At 74.0% G+C, this 14035-nt stretch carries 15 protein-coding genes and 1 pseudogene; 10 read left to right on the top strand and 6 right to left on the bottom strand.

Features of this window, described 5'->3' with window-relative positions:
• Positions 1 to 11: 11 nt before the first annotated feature.
• The 3 genes from IFT90_RS16245 (at position 12) to IFT90_RS16235 (ending at position 1761) form a co-directional block, all read left to right on the top strand.
• Entirely contained in the window at positions 12 to 260 is a 249-nt protein-coding gene (locus IFT90_RS16245; RefSeq protein ID WP_123546918.1) for a zinc-ribbon domain-containing protein, read from the top strand.
• Between the two features lie 225 nt (positions 261 to 485).
• Positions 486 to 1088: a TetR/AcrR family transcriptional regulator gene (locus IFT90_RS16240; RefSeq protein WP_192043257.1), complete on the top strand. Its 603-nt coding sequence runs from the start codon at positions 486 to 488 to the stop codon at positions 1086 to 1088.
• A gap of 385 nt (positions 1089 to 1473) precedes the next feature.
• On the top strand, positions 1474 to 1761 hold the full coding sequence (locus IFT90_RS16235; protein WP_192043256.1) for a hypothetical protein: 288 nt from the start codon (positions 1474 to 1476) through the stop codon (positions 1759 to 1761).
• A gap of 44 nt (positions 1762 to 1805) precedes the next feature.
• Here the strand turns inward: IFT90_RS16235 and IFT90_RS16230 are convergent, their stop codons facing one another.
• The 6 genes and pseudogenes from IFT90_RS16230 to IFT90_RS16205 form a co-directional block, all read right to left on the bottom strand.
• Complete coding sequence (locus tag IFT90_RS16230; protein WP_192043255.1) at positions 1806 to 2021, bottom strand: hypothetical protein; 216 nt, start codon at positions 2019 to 2021, stop codon at positions 1806 to 1808.
• A 166-nt stretch (positions 2022 to 2187) separates the two neighbouring features.
• Complete coding sequence (locus tag IFT90_RS16225) at positions 2188 to 3693, bottom strand: cryptochrome/photolyase family protein (RefSeq protein ID WP_192043254.1); 1506 nt, start codon at positions 3691 to 3693, stop codon at positions 2188 to 2190.
• A 320-nt stretch (positions 3694 to 4013) separates the two neighbouring features.
• Positions 4014 to 6131: a Fe(3+)-hydroxamate ABC transporter permease FhuB gene (locus tag IFT90_RS16220; RefSeq protein ID WP_192043253.1), complete on the bottom strand. Its 2118-nt coding sequence runs from the start codon at positions 6129 to 6131 to the stop codon at positions 4014 to 4016.
• 4 nt (positions 6132 to 6135) lie between these two features.
• Positions 6136 to 7128 (bottom strand): iron-siderophore ABC transporter substrate-binding protein, encoded by a 993-nt coding sequence (locus IFT90_RS16215; RefSeq protein ID WP_192043252.1) that lies wholly within the window; start codon positions 7126 to 7128, stop codon positions 6136 to 6138.
• Positions 7125 to 7899 (bottom strand): annotated as a pseudogene (locus IFT90_RS16210) (ABC transporter ATP-binding protein); the annotation flags it as partial. The pseudogene IFT90_RS16210 and the gene IFT90_RS16215, both read right to left, overlap by 4 nt.
• A 188-nt stretch (positions 7900 to 8087) precedes the next feature.
• Positions 8088 to 8531, bottom strand: coding sequence for a MarR family winged helix-turn-helix transcriptional regulator (locus tag IFT90_RS16205; protein WP_192043250.1), 444 nt, complete (start codon positions 8529 to 8531; stop codon positions 8088 to 8090).
• Between the two features lie 86 nt (positions 8532 to 8617).
• Here IFT90_RS16205 and IFT90_RS16200 point away from each other — a divergent pair, with 86 nt between their 5' ends.
• The 7 genes from IFT90_RS16200 (at position 8618) to IFT90_RS16170 (ending at position 13905) form a co-directional block, all read left to right on the top strand.
• On the top strand, positions 8618 to 8986 hold the full coding sequence (locus IFT90_RS16200; RefSeq protein WP_192043249.1) for a VOC family protein: 369 nt from the start codon (positions 8618 to 8620) through the stop codon (positions 8984 to 8986).
• A 129-nt stretch (positions 8987 to 9115) separates the two neighbouring features.
• Complete coding sequence (locus tag IFT90_RS16195) at positions 9116 to 10471, top strand: hemolysin family protein (RefSeq protein WP_192043248.1); 1356 nt, start codon at positions 9116 to 9118, stop codon at positions 10469 to 10471.
• A gap of 193 nt (positions 10472 to 10664) precedes the next feature.
• Positions 10665 to 10808 carry a hypothetical protein gene (locus IFT90_RS16190; protein WP_158614632.1) on the top strand — a complete coding sequence of 48 codons (144 nt, stop codon included), beginning with the start codon at positions 10665 to 10667 and terminating at the stop codon, positions 10806 to 10808.
• Between the two features lie 106 nt (positions 10809 to 10914).
• The gene (locus IFT90_RS16185) at positions 10915 to 11235 is read left to right on the top strand and encodes a hypothetical protein (RefSeq protein ID WP_192043247.1); all 321 of its coding nucleotides are present in this window, start codon (positions 10915 to 10917) and stop codon (positions 11233 to 11235) included.
• Positions 11236 to 11391: 156 nt separating this feature from the next.
• Entirely contained in the window at positions 11392 to 11856 is a 465-nt protein-coding gene (locus tag IFT90_RS16180) for a MarR family winged helix-turn-helix transcriptional regulator (protein ID WP_192043246.1), read from the top strand.
• Positions 11857 to 11939: 83 nt separating this feature from the next.
• Entirely contained in the window at positions 11940 to 13583 is a 1644-nt protein-coding gene (locus IFT90_RS16175; RefSeq protein ID WP_192043245.1) for a serine/threonine-protein kinase, read from the top strand.
• Positions 13584 to 13755: 172 nt separating this feature from the next.
• Positions 13756 to 13905 (top strand): hypothetical protein, encoded by a 150-nt coding sequence (locus IFT90_RS16170; protein WP_192043244.1) that lies wholly within the window; start codon positions 13756 to 13758, stop codon positions 13903 to 13905.
• The last annotated feature ends 130 nt before the right edge of the window (positions 13906 to 14035 follow it).

The raw sequence follows: 14035 nt of genomic DNA, 5'->3' as shown, positions 1-14035 counted from the left end.
AGCGTCGGGGGATGTTCCTGCTCTTCGGCACCTCCGTCCGCCAGGCCCTGCTGACCGTCGTCGTCTTCGCCTGCCGGTTCTGCGGACGCACCGTCGACCAGCAGGTCGCCCGCCGCTCGACGCGCTTCACGCTGTTCTTCGTGCCGCTGTTCACGGTGTCGAAGCGGTACCACGTGCAGTGCACGAACTGCGGCGGCGTCACCGACCTCACGCGGGAGCAGGCCGAGCACTCGCAGGAGTGGGCGGCGCGGCAGGGCTGACGGGCACCTCCTCGGGGGCTCGCGCCGCGCCTCCCCGGGGCCCGCGTCGCGCCTCTTCCTGGCCTGGCCGGCGCATTCCGTGCCGTCTGCGGGACCGCCGCGTGGCACCCGGGTTGGGGGCGCGGAGGGGGTGGTCGGGACCGGCTGCCTGCTCCAAGCTGGGGACACGGACGACAGGCGGGGACTCACCCACCCGCCGCGGCCGCCAGCCACCGAGGAGACCGCGTGAGCACCATCACCGCGCACCACGAACCGAGCGCGTTCGAGACGAGCGTCGCGGACCGCAAGCGCATCGTCGCCGCCACCGTCGAGACGCTCGACGCCGTCGGCTGGGACGCGACCGACGTCTCCGCCGTGGCCCGGACCGCGGGCATGTCGCCTGCCTGCGTCGAGCGGCACTTCCCGTCGTGGGAGGGGCTCGTGCTCGCCGCCGTCGACCGGTGGAACCTCGACCGCTTCGAGCAGGTCGCCCGCGAGACGGCGGGCGCGGCGACGCTCGGCTTCGTGCGCGGACTCGTCGCGCACAGCAACGTGCACCGCGGGCTGTCGCGCTCGCTCATGACGCTCTCGATCGGCTCGGCCGACGCGGGCGACCTCTCGGGACGGTTCGTCCGCGACAGCTACCGCGACTTCCACGCGATGGTGTTCCAGGGGCTCGCGTTCGACCTCAGCCAGGGCGAGGTGCCCGCGGGCACCGACGTCGCCGCGCTGTCGACGAGCGTCGTCGCGCTGTACATGGGGCTGCAGCTGCAGATGCTGCTCCAGCCCGACCACGACGTCGTCGTCGCGTTCGACCTCGGGCTCGAGGGCCTCACCCGCGGCTGGTGACCGCCGGCTGCCCCACGGTTCTCTCCTCATTCAGGAAGATCTGTCCTGCGTTGCGCGGCGGGGGGAGCGTGGGTCCTGAGTCGTGCACGGATCAGGAGTCCGCGATGCCCGCCTCCTGAGTTGCGCTGCGGCGCGGCCGACGCGGCGTGCGCGACCGACGCGGCGCGCGCGTCGACCTCAGCCTGCCGAGCGAGCTCGACGAGCGAGACGAGCTCGGCGTGGAGACGAGCGCGGCTGCGGCACGACGTGTCGAGGACTCAGGCGTGCCTGTCGTCGAGACGCCGCCTGCCCGGCAGCGGTCACGCGTCACGACGCCGACACCTGATCCTCGACACGAGGAGGCCCGGGCGAGCGCCGAGGACCCCGGACGTGACAGGCTCGGTGCATGCGCATCGACGAATGGTGGTCCGAGCTCGTCCCCTCGACCCGACAGTGGCTGATCGACAACGCGGGCGAGGTCGTCCCCGCCTGGGTGCTCGAGCAGATCACCGCCGTCACGGGCGAGCCGACGGCCGACGACGACTGGGCCGCCGACGTCGACGCCGAGGAGTTCTACCTCTCGGACCACGCGACCGACTGGATCGAGGCGGCCGGCAACGACGAGCTCGACGACACGGACGAGAGCGAGCTCGTCACGGACGACGAGGAGGCGGCGGGCACGTCCGCCAGCTGACTCGCGACCGTGTCGGCGACCGCGTCGCTGAGAGCAGCAGGAGCTCAGAGGGCGGGGACCTGCGCGTCGTCCGCCGAGTCGAGCAGCACCCGCGGCGCGGCGCTGACGCCGAGCGCCTCGCCGAGGTGGTCCGCCGTGCGGCGGGCGAACGAGCGACGGGCCGAAGCGGCGAGCGCACGCCGCTCGGCGGCCGCCTCCCACACGCCGGGGTCGGTGACGTCGTCGACGAACAGCGGTCGGCGTCGTTCCTGCTCGGTCATCGTGGCCTCCTCGGGGTCGCGTCGGGTCTGCACGATGTTCGCAGCCCGAGGCCCCGGGGAGGGAATCGAGGACGCCCCCAGTTCTGGTGCTTCGTTCGACGGCCAGGCAGCCGTCCGGGGTCGAGGTACGGCGAGGCGGGGCGCGAGCCGAGCGGGACGCGACCGGTCAGGGGGTCGTGCGCGCCGCCTCCTGCGCGACCACCTCGTCGAGGTCGTCGAGCCGGCGGAGACCCTGGAGCGGACGCATCATGCGGGGGTTGCCCTGCAGCGCCGGCTCGACCCGGTCGAGGAACGCCCAGTAGCCCGCCGTGAACGGACACGCCTTCGGCCCGACCCGGACGGTCGGTGAGAACGGGCACGAGCCGCAGTGGTCGCTCATCGAGTGGATGTAGCGGCCCCCGGCGGCGTAGGGCTTGGTCGCCACCACTCCCCCGTCGGCGTGCTGGGACATGCCGACGATGTTCGCCGGCATCACCCACTCGGTACCGTCGACGAAGACGTCCGTGAACCAGTCGGTGAGCTCGGCCGGCCGGTAGCCGCGCTGCAGCGCCCAGTTGCCGAGGATCATCAGCCGCTGGATGTGGTGCGTCCAGCCGTGCTGGTGCACCGTGTCGAGGGTGCTGCGCAGGCACTCGGCCTGGACCTCGGTCGCGTCGACCTCCCGCCACCACCGGGGCAGCGGCTCGGTCGCGCCGAGGGCGTTGTTGTCGGTCGTGTACGACTCGCCCAGGTGCCAGTACAGGTGCCAGACGTAGTCGCGCCAGCCGGCGATCTGCCGGACGAAGCCCTCGACGCTCGTGAGGGGCGCGCCTCCTGAGGCATGGGCCTCGAGCACGCGCTCGATCACGTTGCGGGGGTCGAGCACGCCGAGGTTCATCGGCACGCTGAGCAGGGAGTGCGACATCGTCCAGTCGTTCGAGAGCATCGCGTCCTCGAAGGGGCCGAAGTCGCCGAGGCGGGTCTCGACGAAGTCGTCGAGGGCGGCCTCGGCCTCGGCCGGCGTGACCGCGAACCGGCGCCGGTCGTCGGCCCCGACGAACACGACGCTGCCGTCGGCTGCCCACGCGTCGAGGTCGGCGCGGACCGCGTCGTCGATCTCGTCCTCGTCGGGCCAGACCGGGTCGGGCAGGCCGAGCGTCGTCGCGCCCTTCGGCGGCGGGTTGCGGTTCTGCTCGTCGAGGCTGAACTTGCCGCCTGCCGGCCCGTCGCCCTCGATCAGCCAGTCCTCTCGACGACGGACGGTCTCGTAGTGGTTCTCCATCAGGAGGCGCCCCTTGCGGGAGGCCGCCCAGGTCGCGAACTCCTCCTCGCTCGTCACGAACCCGCGGCTCGGCAGCACGCGGACGTCGCGGCCCTCTCGGCGGACGGCCGCGCGGAGCTGGCGGTCGGGCGGGTCGACGACCTCGAACGGGCCGAGCCCGGCAGCGTCGTCGAGCACCTCGTCGAGGGTCTCGACCTGCACGTGGGTCGCCCGGTCGCCGAGCGCGGCGACCCGGTGCCGCAGCGCGGAGAGCCAGAGGTGCGCCTTCGCGCGGTGCATCGGCCGACGGGTGAAGGCGTCGCGCGCCTCGACCACGACGACGGGGCCGCCGTCGTCGAACTCGTCGCCGTACTGCCCGGGCAGGATCAGCCGTGCGCGGGCGGGGACGTCGGCAGCAGGCGTCTCGGACATGCTCGGAACCTACGCCCCGCCTCCGACAACGCCCTCGGCTGTGCGTCGTCTGACGCCGCCGCCTCGCCGGGTGGTCAGGAACTGTCGTCCAGACGGCCGACAGGGCCCGATGCGGACCACTCGCCAGCCGCCGCCGGGCGTCTCGACGCCCAGCCCGGCCGAGTGGTCAGGAATGGTCGTCCAGACCACCAGCAGGGCCGAATTCGGACCACTCGGTGGTGACAGGGGCGGGAGGAGCGACGGGAGGGGGAAGAGGAGGCCTGGTGGCAGGAGGCGCGGCGGCAGGAGGGAGGGCACGGCGGCGGCAGGAGGGACAGGGGCTAGCGCTGGCGGGCGGCGCGGCCGCGCCAGAGGAGCCAGACGAAGTACGGCGTCCCGATCAGCGCCGTGAGCAGCCCCGCGCCGAGCTGGGCCGGGGCGATGACGGTGCGGCCGAGGACGTCCGCGAGGCCGACGAGCGCCGCGCCGAGCACGACGGCGACGGGCAGCACGCGGGCGTGTCGGGCTCCCACGAGCGAGCGGGCGGCGTGCGGGGCGACGAGCCCGACGAACCCGACCCCCCCGACGGCGGCGACCGCGGCGGCGGTCAGCAGCACCGCGAGCGACAGGAAGAGCAGGCGCGACCTCGACAGCGAGACGCCGAGCAGCCGGGGGGTGTCGTCGTCGAGGGCGACGAGGTCGAGGGCCCGGTGGCTCGTCCCCGCGACGACGAGGCCGACGACCAGCGCGAGGGCGACCGGCACCGAGTCGGCGAACGAGCGACCGTAGGTCGACCCCGACAGCCAGGTCAGGGCCTTCGCGCCGTTGAAGGGGTCGGTCAGGACGATCAGCAGGCTGATGGCGGCGGCGGCCGCGGCGGCCACCCCGACGCCGATCAGCACGAGCCTGTTCTGCGGGAACCCGCCGCGTGCGGCCAGGCCGAAGACGACCACCGCCGCGACGACGGCCCCGGCGAACGCGGCCCCGGCGACGCCCCAGCCCGAGATCGCGGGCACGCTCGTCACCGCGACGACGGCGCCGAGCCCGGCTCCCCCGGAGACGCCGAGGATGCTCGGCTCCGCCAGCGGGTTCCGCGTCACCGACTGCACGAGCCCCCCGGCGAGGGCCAGCGCCGCGCCGGCCAGCAGGGCGGCGACGACCCGCGGCACCCGGGTGTCCAGCACGTAGCCGACGACCGGCCCGGCGCGCCCGGTCGCCCAGTTGGCGACGTCGCCGAGCAGCAGCACGGCGTCGCCGAGCAGCACGCCCGCGACGGCCACGCCGACCAGCACGACCACGAGCGCGGCGAGCACGAGCGCGAAGCGACGCCGCGAGACCACACGGTGCTGCTCGGTCGGGGTCGACCCGCCGTGGTCCGCCGCCCGGAAGGCCAGCACGACGAGCACGAGCGCGCCGACGATCGACGTGACGATGCCGGTCGGCACCTGGACCGACGCCTCCGCCCCCACCACGGCGCGCAGCAGCACGTCCGAGGCGAGCACCACGACGGCGCCGGCGAGCCCGGCGAGCGACACGAAGACCCAGGTGCGGCGGACGCTCGGCACGAGCCGCCGCAGCGGCCGCACGAACGCAGGGGCGCAGAGCCCGACGAAGCCGATCGGCCCGGCGACGGTGACCGCCCCGGCCGAGAGCAGCACCGACGCGACGACGGTGACGACGCGGGTGGTGCGCACGTCGACCCCGACGCTGCGGGCCGCGTCGTCGCCGAGGCCGAGAGCGTCCAGCCGGCGCGTCATGAGCAGCACGACGACGAGGCCGACGAGCACGACCGGGGCCATCTGGGCGACCGACGAGAAGCCGTTCTGCCCGACGCTGCCCTGTCCCCACTGGTAGAGCCCCGCGGTCTCGCGGGGGAAGAGCAGCAGCAGCGCGCTCGTCACGCTGGCGAGCCCCAGCGCGAGGGCGCTGCCCGCGAGCACGAGCCGGACCGACCCCGAGCCGAGGCCCGACAGGGCGAGGACGACGCCCGCGGCGAGCAGCCCGCCGACGAACGCGATGCCCGAGGAGGCGACCAGCGGCAGCGAGAGGCCGGTCACCGACGCGACCGCGAGGGCCGCGTACGCGCCGGCGTTCACCGCGAGGGTGTCCGGCGACGCGAGGACGTTGCGGCTGACGGTCTGCAACGCCGCCCCTGCGGCGCCCAGGGCGACTCCGACGAGGATCGCCGCCGCCATCCGCGGCAGGCGCGACGCCACGACGACGGAGGCGTCGCCCGCGGTCGCGGAGCCGGTCAGGGCCCGCCACACCTCGCGCGGCCCGACCGCCGCGGTGCCCTGCGTGACGTCGACGAGGGCGAGGAGCACGACGACCGCCGCCAGCACGACGACGACCGCCACGGCGCCGAGGCCGGCACGGGGCAGGGTCGTGACCCGCACCTCCTGCCGGTCCGCAGCGACGGGTGCCGCGTCGGCGACGGGCGCCGGCTCCGTGACGGTCACCGGATCAGGCCGTCAGCGTCTCGACGAGCGCGTTCACGTAGGCCGTCATCGAGGCAGGTCCGCCGAAGACCCAGACGCCGTCGGGCAGGCGGTGCACGTCGCCCGACTGCACGAACGGCAGCGACTGCCACACGGCGTTCGACGAGAGCGTGTCGGCGAACGGGTCGCCGTCCACGGCGTTCGAGAAGTAGAGGAACTGGGTGTCGGCGGGCAGCTGCGTCAGCCCCTCGACGTCGGTCGAGGCGAGGCCGTAGGCCGGGTCGCCCTCGAGCGTCCAGGCGTTGAGCAGCCCGAGAGTGGTCGTGACCTCGCTGATCAGCGAGCCCGGCGCGTAGGGACGGATGCTCACCTGGCCGGCGTCGACGTAGCCGTCCGCGAACGCGAAGCTCGTCCCCGCGAAGCCGGCGTCGGCCAGGGCCCGCTCGCCGTCGAGCACCGCCTTCGTGTAGGCGTCGAGCACCTGGTCGGCCCGTTCTCCGGTGCCGGTCGCCGTGGCGATCATCCCGAAGTTCGTCTCCATCTGGCCGATCTGGTCGGAGGCGTCGGCCGAGACGACCTGCAGCACCGGCGCGATGTCGCGCAGCTGCTCGACGGCGTCCGCGGGCAGGTCGGTGGTCGCGACGATCAGGTCGGGAGCCAGGGAGGCGACGGTCTCGACGCTGGGCTCGCCGCGGGTCCCGATGTCGGTCGGGTCCCCGGTGAGCGGCACGGCCGACGACCACGCCTCGTAGCCCTCGACGTCGGCGACGCCCACGGGCTCGACGCCGAGCGAGACGAGGTCGCCGACGACGTTCCACTCGGTGCCGACGACCTTCGTCGCCGGGCCGTCGAGCGTGATCTCGGTGCCGGTGCCGTCGGTGAGCGTGATCTGCTCGCCCGAGCCCGAGCCGGTGGTCGAGCCGCCGGCCGCCTCCTCGGTGGTGCCGCAGCCGGCGAGCGCGAGGGCGGCCGAGGCGGCGAGGGCGGTGACGGCGAGGACGCGTCGTCTGCTGGTCATGGGTGGAGCCTCTCGGTTCTGGTGTGGTGACGGGCGACCGCACGGGTGCGGAGCCGGCCGGTGGAGGGATCGGTGTCGACCTCGATGTCGATGCCCCAGACCTCGGAGAGGAGGTCGGGGGTCAGCACGTCGGCGGGCGTGCCCGTGGCTCGGACGCGGCCCTCGTGCAGCAGCACGACCGTGTCGGCGAGCGCCGCGGCCTGGTCGAGGTCGTGCAGCACGACGCCGACGGCGATCTGCGACTCGTCGGCGAGGTCGCGCACCAGGTCGAGCAGCTCGACCTGGTAGCGCAGGTCGAGGTAGGTGGTGGGCTCGTCGAGCAGCAGCACCCCGGTCTGCTGCGCGAGGCAGCTGGCGAGCCAGACCCGCTGCAGCTGCCCGCCGGAGAGCTGGTCGACGCCGCGCTCGGCCAAGCCCTCCACACCCGTGAGCTGCAGGGCCCGGTCGACGGCCGCCGCGCCTCCCGGGTCGGCCCTGCCCCAGCGCCCGCGGTGCGGGTAGCGGCCGAACTGGACGACGTCGCGCACGCTGAGGCCGCTCGGCACCGGGCGTCCCTGCGTGAGGAGGGCCACGTGCCGGGCGAAGTCGCGGACCGAGAGCGCCAGGCCGTCGGTGGACGCGGCGGCGTCGGGCTGAGTCGTCTCGAGCGACAGCGTCCCCGCCCGCGCCCGCTGCAGCCGGGCGGCGGTGCGGAGCAGCGTCGACTTGCCGCTGCCGTTGGGGCCGACGAGCGCCGTGACCCGGCCGGGACGCAGCTCGAGCCGGGCGTCGNCGGTCGCCTCGGGTCGCCCGACCGTGGCCGGCAAGACGTCCGCCGACGCTTCGGCGGACGGGGCCGAGGAGGCGGGCGGCACGAGGGCCGTGTCGGTCGGGGTCACGAGGACTGAGGTTAGCCTACCCTTAGCGATCGCTCTCAACCCGGTGCCTCGACGCCGAGACAGCCGGTCGTCAGCCGGTCGTCAGCCAGGGTCGGCCTGCAGCGCGACCACCATGCTGCGCAGCAGGCGGCGAGCCTCGGGCCGGTCGGCCTCGCTCATCCCCGAGAGCATCCGCAGCTCGACGCCGCGCACCGCCGCGGTCGCCGCCGCGAGGCGTCGCCGCCCCGCGGGAGTCAGGCGGGCGGGCAGCGCCTTGCCGACCGGTGCCTCCGCGGGCCGGGTCACCGACCCGTCGCGCTCGAGCGCCTGGAGCAGGACGTTCATCGACTGCCGGGTCACGAAGGCCCCGCGGGCGAGCTCGGAGTTCGACAGCCCCGGTCGCTGCGCGAGCAGCTCGAGGCACGAGTAATGCGTGACCGTCATGCCGAGCGGCCGGAGCACCTCCTCCATCGCCGCCCGCAGGGCGCTCGACGCCTTCTTGAGGAGGTAGCCCAGCGACGTCTCGAGGTCGATGCCTTGACTCATGTCAGCATTCTGACATAGGTTCACGTGTGTCAGCAGACTGACACAAGCGATACCGCCACCTCACCTCGATCAGCACAGGAGCACCAATGCCCGTCACCGGCCCCGACTTCGTCTCCCTCCAGGTCCGCGACCTCGACGCCTCCCGGGCGTTCTACGAGACCCACCTCGGACTCGTCCGCTCGCCCGCCGGCCCGCCGCACGCCGTCGTCTTCACGACGACGCCGATCGCCTTCGCCCTGCGGGGCCTCCTGCCCGGCACCGACCTCGACGCCGTCGCCCAGCCCGGCCTCGGCGTCGCGCTCTGGCTGCACGCCACCGACGTGCAGGCGATCCACGACGCCCTCGTCGAGGCCGGCGTGACCGTCGTCGCCGAGCCGATCGACGGCCCGTTCGGCCGCACCTTCACCTTCGCCGACCCCGACGGCTACCACGTGACCCTGCACGACCGGGCCTGACGCGCCCCTCGCGGTCAACGCACGACCCGACACCAGGCCGAGCCGAGGAGGCGCGCCCCGCGACGTGCAGAGCGTGCACCTCGCGCACGTTCGAGGTGATCTCCCGGCCTGCGTCGCCAGACTTCCCGCATGGACACGGACACCCTGCTCAACATCGGCCTCGTCGTTCTCTTCGTGCTGATCGGCGGGGTGTTCGCGGGCACCGAGATGGCGATCGTCACCCTGCGCGACAGCCAGGTCAGGGCGATCGAGGCCAGCGGCGACCGCGGCCGCAAGATCGGCCAGCTCGTCCGCAACCCGAACACGTTCCTCTCGGCCGTGCAGATCGGCGTCACGCTCGCCGGCTTCTTCTCGTCGGCCTACGGCGCCTCGACGATCGCGCCCGACCTCGTGCCGGGGCTGACGACCCTCGGGCTGAGCGAGAGCGTGGCGTCGACCGTCGCGCTGATCGGCATGACGCTCGTGGTCGCGTACCTCTCCCTCGTGTTCGGCGAGCTGGTGCCGAAGCGGCTCGCGATGCAGAAGTCCGTCGCGTTCACGAAGGCGCTCGCACCGCCGCTCAACGCCCTCGCCCGGCTGATGCGGCCGGTCATCTGGCTGCTGTCGGTGTCCACCAACGCCGTGGGGCGCCTCCTCGGGCTCGACCCCGACCAGAAGGAGGACGAGGTCTCGGCCGACGAGGTCCGCGACATCATCTCGAACACGAGCGAGATCGACCGCGACAGCCGCAGCATCCTCGCCGACGTCCTCGACGCCGACGACCGCCGGGTGGCCGAGGTGATGAGGCCGCGCCCGGACGTGTCGTTCCTCGGCGGCGACTCGTCCGTCAGCGACGGCTACCGCGCCGTGCTGGCTCTGCCGCACTCGCGCTACCCCGTGGTCGGTGTCAGCCGCGACGACGTGCTCGGCTTCGTGCACGTGCGAGACCTGATGGCGTCGGTGCCCGCGGCGGGCGGCGACCAGGCGACGACCGTCGCCGACATCACCCGGCCGATCCTCGCCCTGCCCGGCACGACCAAGGTGCTGGCGGCGCTGAGCACGATGCGCGACGACGGCCACCAGATCGCGGTGGTCATCGACGAGTACGGCGGCACCGACGGCATCGTCACCCTGGAGGACCTGCTCGAGGAGCTCGTCGGCGAGATCTACGACGAGTACGACACCGGCGACCGCGGCGAGGGCGCGCTGGAGGCAGGCGAGAGCCGCGAGGTCGAGGGCGGCCTGATCGTCGAGGAGCTCGAGGAGCAGACCGGCGTCTCGCTGCCCGACGGCCCGTACGAGACGGTCGGCGGCTGGGTCTTCGACGCTCTCGGACGACTGGCGGTCGTCGGCGACACCCTCGCCGTCGACGGCGCCACGCTGGAGGTGGTCCGCATGGAGGGCTACCGGATCGCGACGGTGCGCGTGACGCCCCTGGAGCACCACGCCGAGCCGCCTGCCGAGCCGGCCACGACGGCGGGGCCGGCCGCTCCGACGGGCCCGTAGACGGCGCGTCGAGGTCTCTCGTCATCGAGCCATGTCCGTTCTGCGAACTCTCTCGCCCATCTAGTTAGAGTGACTAGCGAGTCTGTGTAACCATTCGTACGTACCGATTCACGGCGGTACGAGGCCGAGGAACAGGGCCTCACGAACACATGCACCTCGAGGTCAGCGCAGGGCTGGCAGGAACGAGCAGGACATGACCACCACGCACCACTCCCCCTTCTCCGAGATCCGGGACGCCGACCGGCAGCTGACGCTCTTCGTCGTCGCGACCTCGGCCCTCGCCGCCTGCGGCACGCTGATCGCCGGCATGCTGTTCGCGATGGGCGCTGGCGCATGAGCGCCTCGACCTCCGCGACCGCAGCCGTGACGGACGCCGGCCACCACCTCCTGGCCGAGACCCAGCCGCTCGACCTCGCCGAGCTCTTCGACTCGGAGGCGCTCCGATGAGCGTCGACCTCCGTCGCCTCACGCACGAGGGCCTCGTCGCCGCCGTCAGCGGTCGAGTGGGCGCTGCCGTGCGCCCCACGGCGACCGAACTCGACAGCTTCTACGTGCGCGAGCGGTCGGTCCCCGCGGCCCGCATCGAGACCTACCCGCGTCGCCGCCGCGTCCGCGACGTCGTGGCCTCGATGGCCGAGTCGGTCGAGACCGGCGCCCGCTCCCTCGACGCCGTTCGGCCCCTCGAGGTCAGCTACGCCAGCTTCTTCGTCGACCCCGAGGCCGTGTCGGCCCGCGACGACCGCGAGATGGCTGTCGCCTCGTGACCTTCGCCGACCGCATCCTCGGCTCCGCGCCGGACGACCACGTCGCCTACTTCGACACCTCGATCGACGACGACGACCTCGACTGACCGCGACGACAGCCTCTTCCTGCCCCTCCTGACCCCGACGACCTGACCACTCAGAGGACACGACCCCCGCATGCCGCACAAGATCCAGGCAGCCCGCCTGCACGCCGCCCTCGAGGCCTGGCGCATCACCGAGCAGCGACTCGACCGCCGTGGCTCGGCGGGTGCGCTGCCACGGACCGAGCGTGACGCACTGGCCCTGGTGCTGGCAGCGGAGCAGACCGACGAGCCGATGACGCCCAGCACGCTGGCCGCGACCCTGGGGTTCTCGACGCCTGCGGTCTCGAACCTGCTGCACCGCCTCCAGGACGCCGAGCTGATCACCTGCACCCCCGACCCTGCCGACGGCCGCCGCAAGATCGTGACGACCACCGAGACCGGGCGCGACGCCTGCGACACGGTGACGAGTGCGCCCCACGTGCGGAAATTCCTGATGGGCGTGCCCGCCGAGCAGGCGGAGGCGGTCAGCGCGTTCCTGGACGAGCTCAGCTCGGTCATCGCCCAGCAGCAGACCACGGCTCCCGTCTCGGCCCGCTAGGCGCCGCTCGCCGGTCTGGCTGCGGCCCGGCCCCGTCGTCGACGTCGGGCACCTGTCCCGTCCCGCCGGGTAGCCTCGGGGTCATGGACGACCGGGACGACGACGCGACCGCGGACGACCGGGACGCACCGCGCCTCCTCGCCGGCCGCTACCTCCTCGGCGACGTCCTCGGGCGAGGCGGCATGTCGACGGTGCACCGCGCCGACGACCAGCTGCTCGGGCGGACCATCGCCGTCAAGCTGCTCAGCGCGCAGGGCTCCGACCCGGCCGACGCCCAGCGGGCCCAGAACGAGGTCGCCGTGCTCGCCTCGCTCAGCCACCACGCCCTCGTCACCTTGTACGACGCCGACGTCGCGCCGACGAGCGGCCCGGGCTGGCTCGCGATGGAGCTCGTCGACGGCCCGTCGCTCTCGTCGCGCCTGGCCGAGGGCCCGCTCGACACCACCGACGCGGCGCAGCTGCTGGTCGACCTCGCGGGCGCGCTGCACGTCGTGCAGACGGCCGGCATCGTGCACCGGGACGTCAAGCCGAGCAACGTGCTGCTCGCGCCCTCCCCCGTGCCCGGTCGCCGCTGGTCGCCCAAGCTCGCCGACTTCGGCATCGCCTCGCTCGTCGACTCGACGCGCGTGACCGCGACCGGCGCCGTGCTGGGGACGGCCGCGTACCTCAGCCCCGAGCAGGCCCTGGGAACGCGGGTCGGGCCGGCCTCCGACGTCTACTCGCTCGGACTCGTGGTGCTCGAGGCGCTGACCGGGGAGCGGGCGTTCCCCGGCTCGATGATGGAGTCGCTGACCGGGCGCCTGCACCGTGACCCCGTCGTCCCCGACGCGCTCGGCCCGGAGTGGGCCTCGCTGCTGCGCGCGATGACCGCGCGCGAGGCGGAGGCACGGCCGACCGCCCTCGAGGTGCACGCCCGGGCGGACGCACTGGTCGCGGGAGGGTCACGCGCCGACGACGCCCGGACCGGCGCCGCCACGGCACTGATGCCGAGCGCGGACGGGGACGCCGCGACGAGGCGCCTGCCGGCGGGTGCGGCAGCCGGGCTCGGAGCCGCCGGCCTCGGAGCCGGTGCCGCGGGCGCCCTCGCAGGGTCGGGCGCCGCCGACGCCGCCACCGAGCGCTTCGGCGCCGTGGACGGCGGCACGGGACGCCCCGCGGGGTCCGGTGCCGGCGCCGCCGCTGGTGCCGGCACGGGAACGAGCCCCGACGGCTCCGCGGCCGCGCCCGAGCGACGCAGCCGTCGCGGTGCGGTGATCGCCGGCCTCGTCGCGCTCGCCCTCGGCGCCGCCGCCCTGATCGGCTTCGCCGTCACCCAGGGCGACGACGAGCCCGTCGCCCCGGCGACCAGCGACTCGCCTGCTCCGTCCGAGACGACTCCGGCCGAGACCGAGACCGAGCCTGCCGACACGCCCTCGCCCTCCACCGAGGACGAGGAGCCGGCACCCGAGCCGTCGACGGCCGAGCCGACCGACGAGACGAGCTCGGAGGCCCCCGCGCCCGAGCCCAGCACCCCGGTCGAGGAGCCTGCACCCAGCCAGCCGAGCCAGCCGACCGCGCCGGGCAACAGCGGGAACAACGGCAACGGCAACGGCAACGGCAACGGCAACAGTGGACCGGGGGCGAACAACGGCACCGGCAACGGCGCCGGGGTCGGGACCGGCAACGGCAAAGGCCTCGGCGGCACGGCCGTCGACCTGGGCGGCGTCGGAGGACCCGCCGCCCCCTGACCACCCGGGGCGGCTCGCCGGACGGTCTCCGGCCGTCCGTCGACCGCCCGTCCTCCCGACCGTCCGCTGGCCGCTGAGCGAAGCGCCCCGGACGGGGTGGGTGCGCGGACGCCACGACAGGTCCATGCTGGGCGCGCCCGGGACGATCCGGGCCTGACCGGAGGGAGCCCCCGTGACGTACCCCGAACCGCACCGCTCCTCCTCCGTCCGGCCCGTCGGCGACCGTGAGCGGCGGGTGACGCTGCTCGTCATCGTCGGCTCGGCCCTCGCGGCGGGCGCGACGGCCACGGCGGGCCTGCTCACGGTGCTCGGCCTCCTCTAGCCGCCCGAGACCCGATTGCCGCCGGAGGCCCACGGCACCGGCACGCGATCGTGAGACGAGGACGGCCGCCCCGAACTGGGGAGTCCTCATTTCTGTGGACATCGATAGCGTTGCATCGACCGGTGGGGGA

Source organism: Frigoribacterium sp. CFBP 8766 (genome assembly GCF_014841435.1).
In the GTDB taxonomy this organism is placed as follows: Bacteria; Actinomycetota; Actinomycetes; order Actinomycetales; family Microbacteriaceae; genus Frigoribacterium.
Note: the sequence above shows the minus strand (reverse complement) of the source record. Positions and strands in the feature narration are given on the sequence as shown.

Excerpts from the sequence above, each read along its gene's own strand:
- IFT90_RS16245 (WP_123546918.1), top strand. The coding sequence starts at position 12 with ATGTTCCTGCTCTTCGGCACCTCCGTCCGCCAGGCCCTGCTGACCGTC.
- IFT90_RS16235 (WP_192043256.1), top strand. The coding sequence starts at position 1,474 with ATGCGCATCGACGAATGGTGGTCCGAGCTCGTCCCCTCGACCCGACAG.
- IFT90_RS16230 (WP_192043255.1), bottom strand. The coding sequence starts at position 2,021 with ATGACCGAGCAGGAACGACGCCGACCGCTGTTCGTCGACGACGTCACC.
- IFT90_RS16225 (WP_192043254.1), bottom strand. The coding sequence starts at position 3,693 with ATGTCCGAGACGCCTGCTGCCGACGTCCCCGCCCGCGCACGGCTGATC.
- IFT90_RS16215 (WP_192043252.1), bottom strand. The coding sequence starts at position 7,128 with ATGACCAGCAGACGACGCGTCCTCGCCGTCACCGCCCTCGCCGCCTCG.
- IFT90_RS16205 (WP_192043250.1), bottom strand. The coding sequence starts at position 8,531 with ATGAGTCAAGGCATCGACCTCGAGACGTCGCTGGGCTACCTCCTCAAG.
- IFT90_RS16200 (WP_192043249.1), top strand. The coding sequence starts at position 8,618 with ATGCCCGTCACCGGCCCCGACTTCGTCTCCCTCCAGGTCCGCGACCTC.
- IFT90_RS16195 (WP_192043248.1), top strand. The coding sequence starts at position 9,116 with ATGGACACGGACACCCTGCTCAACATCGGCCTCGTCGTTCTCTTCGTG.
- IFT90_RS16190 (WP_158614632.1), top strand. The coding sequence starts at position 10,665 with ATGACCACCACGCACCACTCCCCCTTCTCCGAGATCCGGGACGCCGAC.
- IFT90_RS16185 (WP_192043247.1), top strand. The coding sequence starts at position 10,915 with ATGAGCGTCGACCTCCGTCGCCTCACGCACGAGGGCCTCGTCGCCGCC.
- IFT90_RS16180 (WP_192043246.1), top strand. The coding sequence starts at position 11,392 with ATGCCGCACAAGATCCAGGCAGCCCGCCTGCACGCCGCCCTCGAGGCC.
- IFT90_RS16175 (WP_192043245.1), top strand. The coding sequence starts at position 11,940 with ATGGACGACCGGGACGACGACGCGACCGCGGACGACCGGGACGCACCG.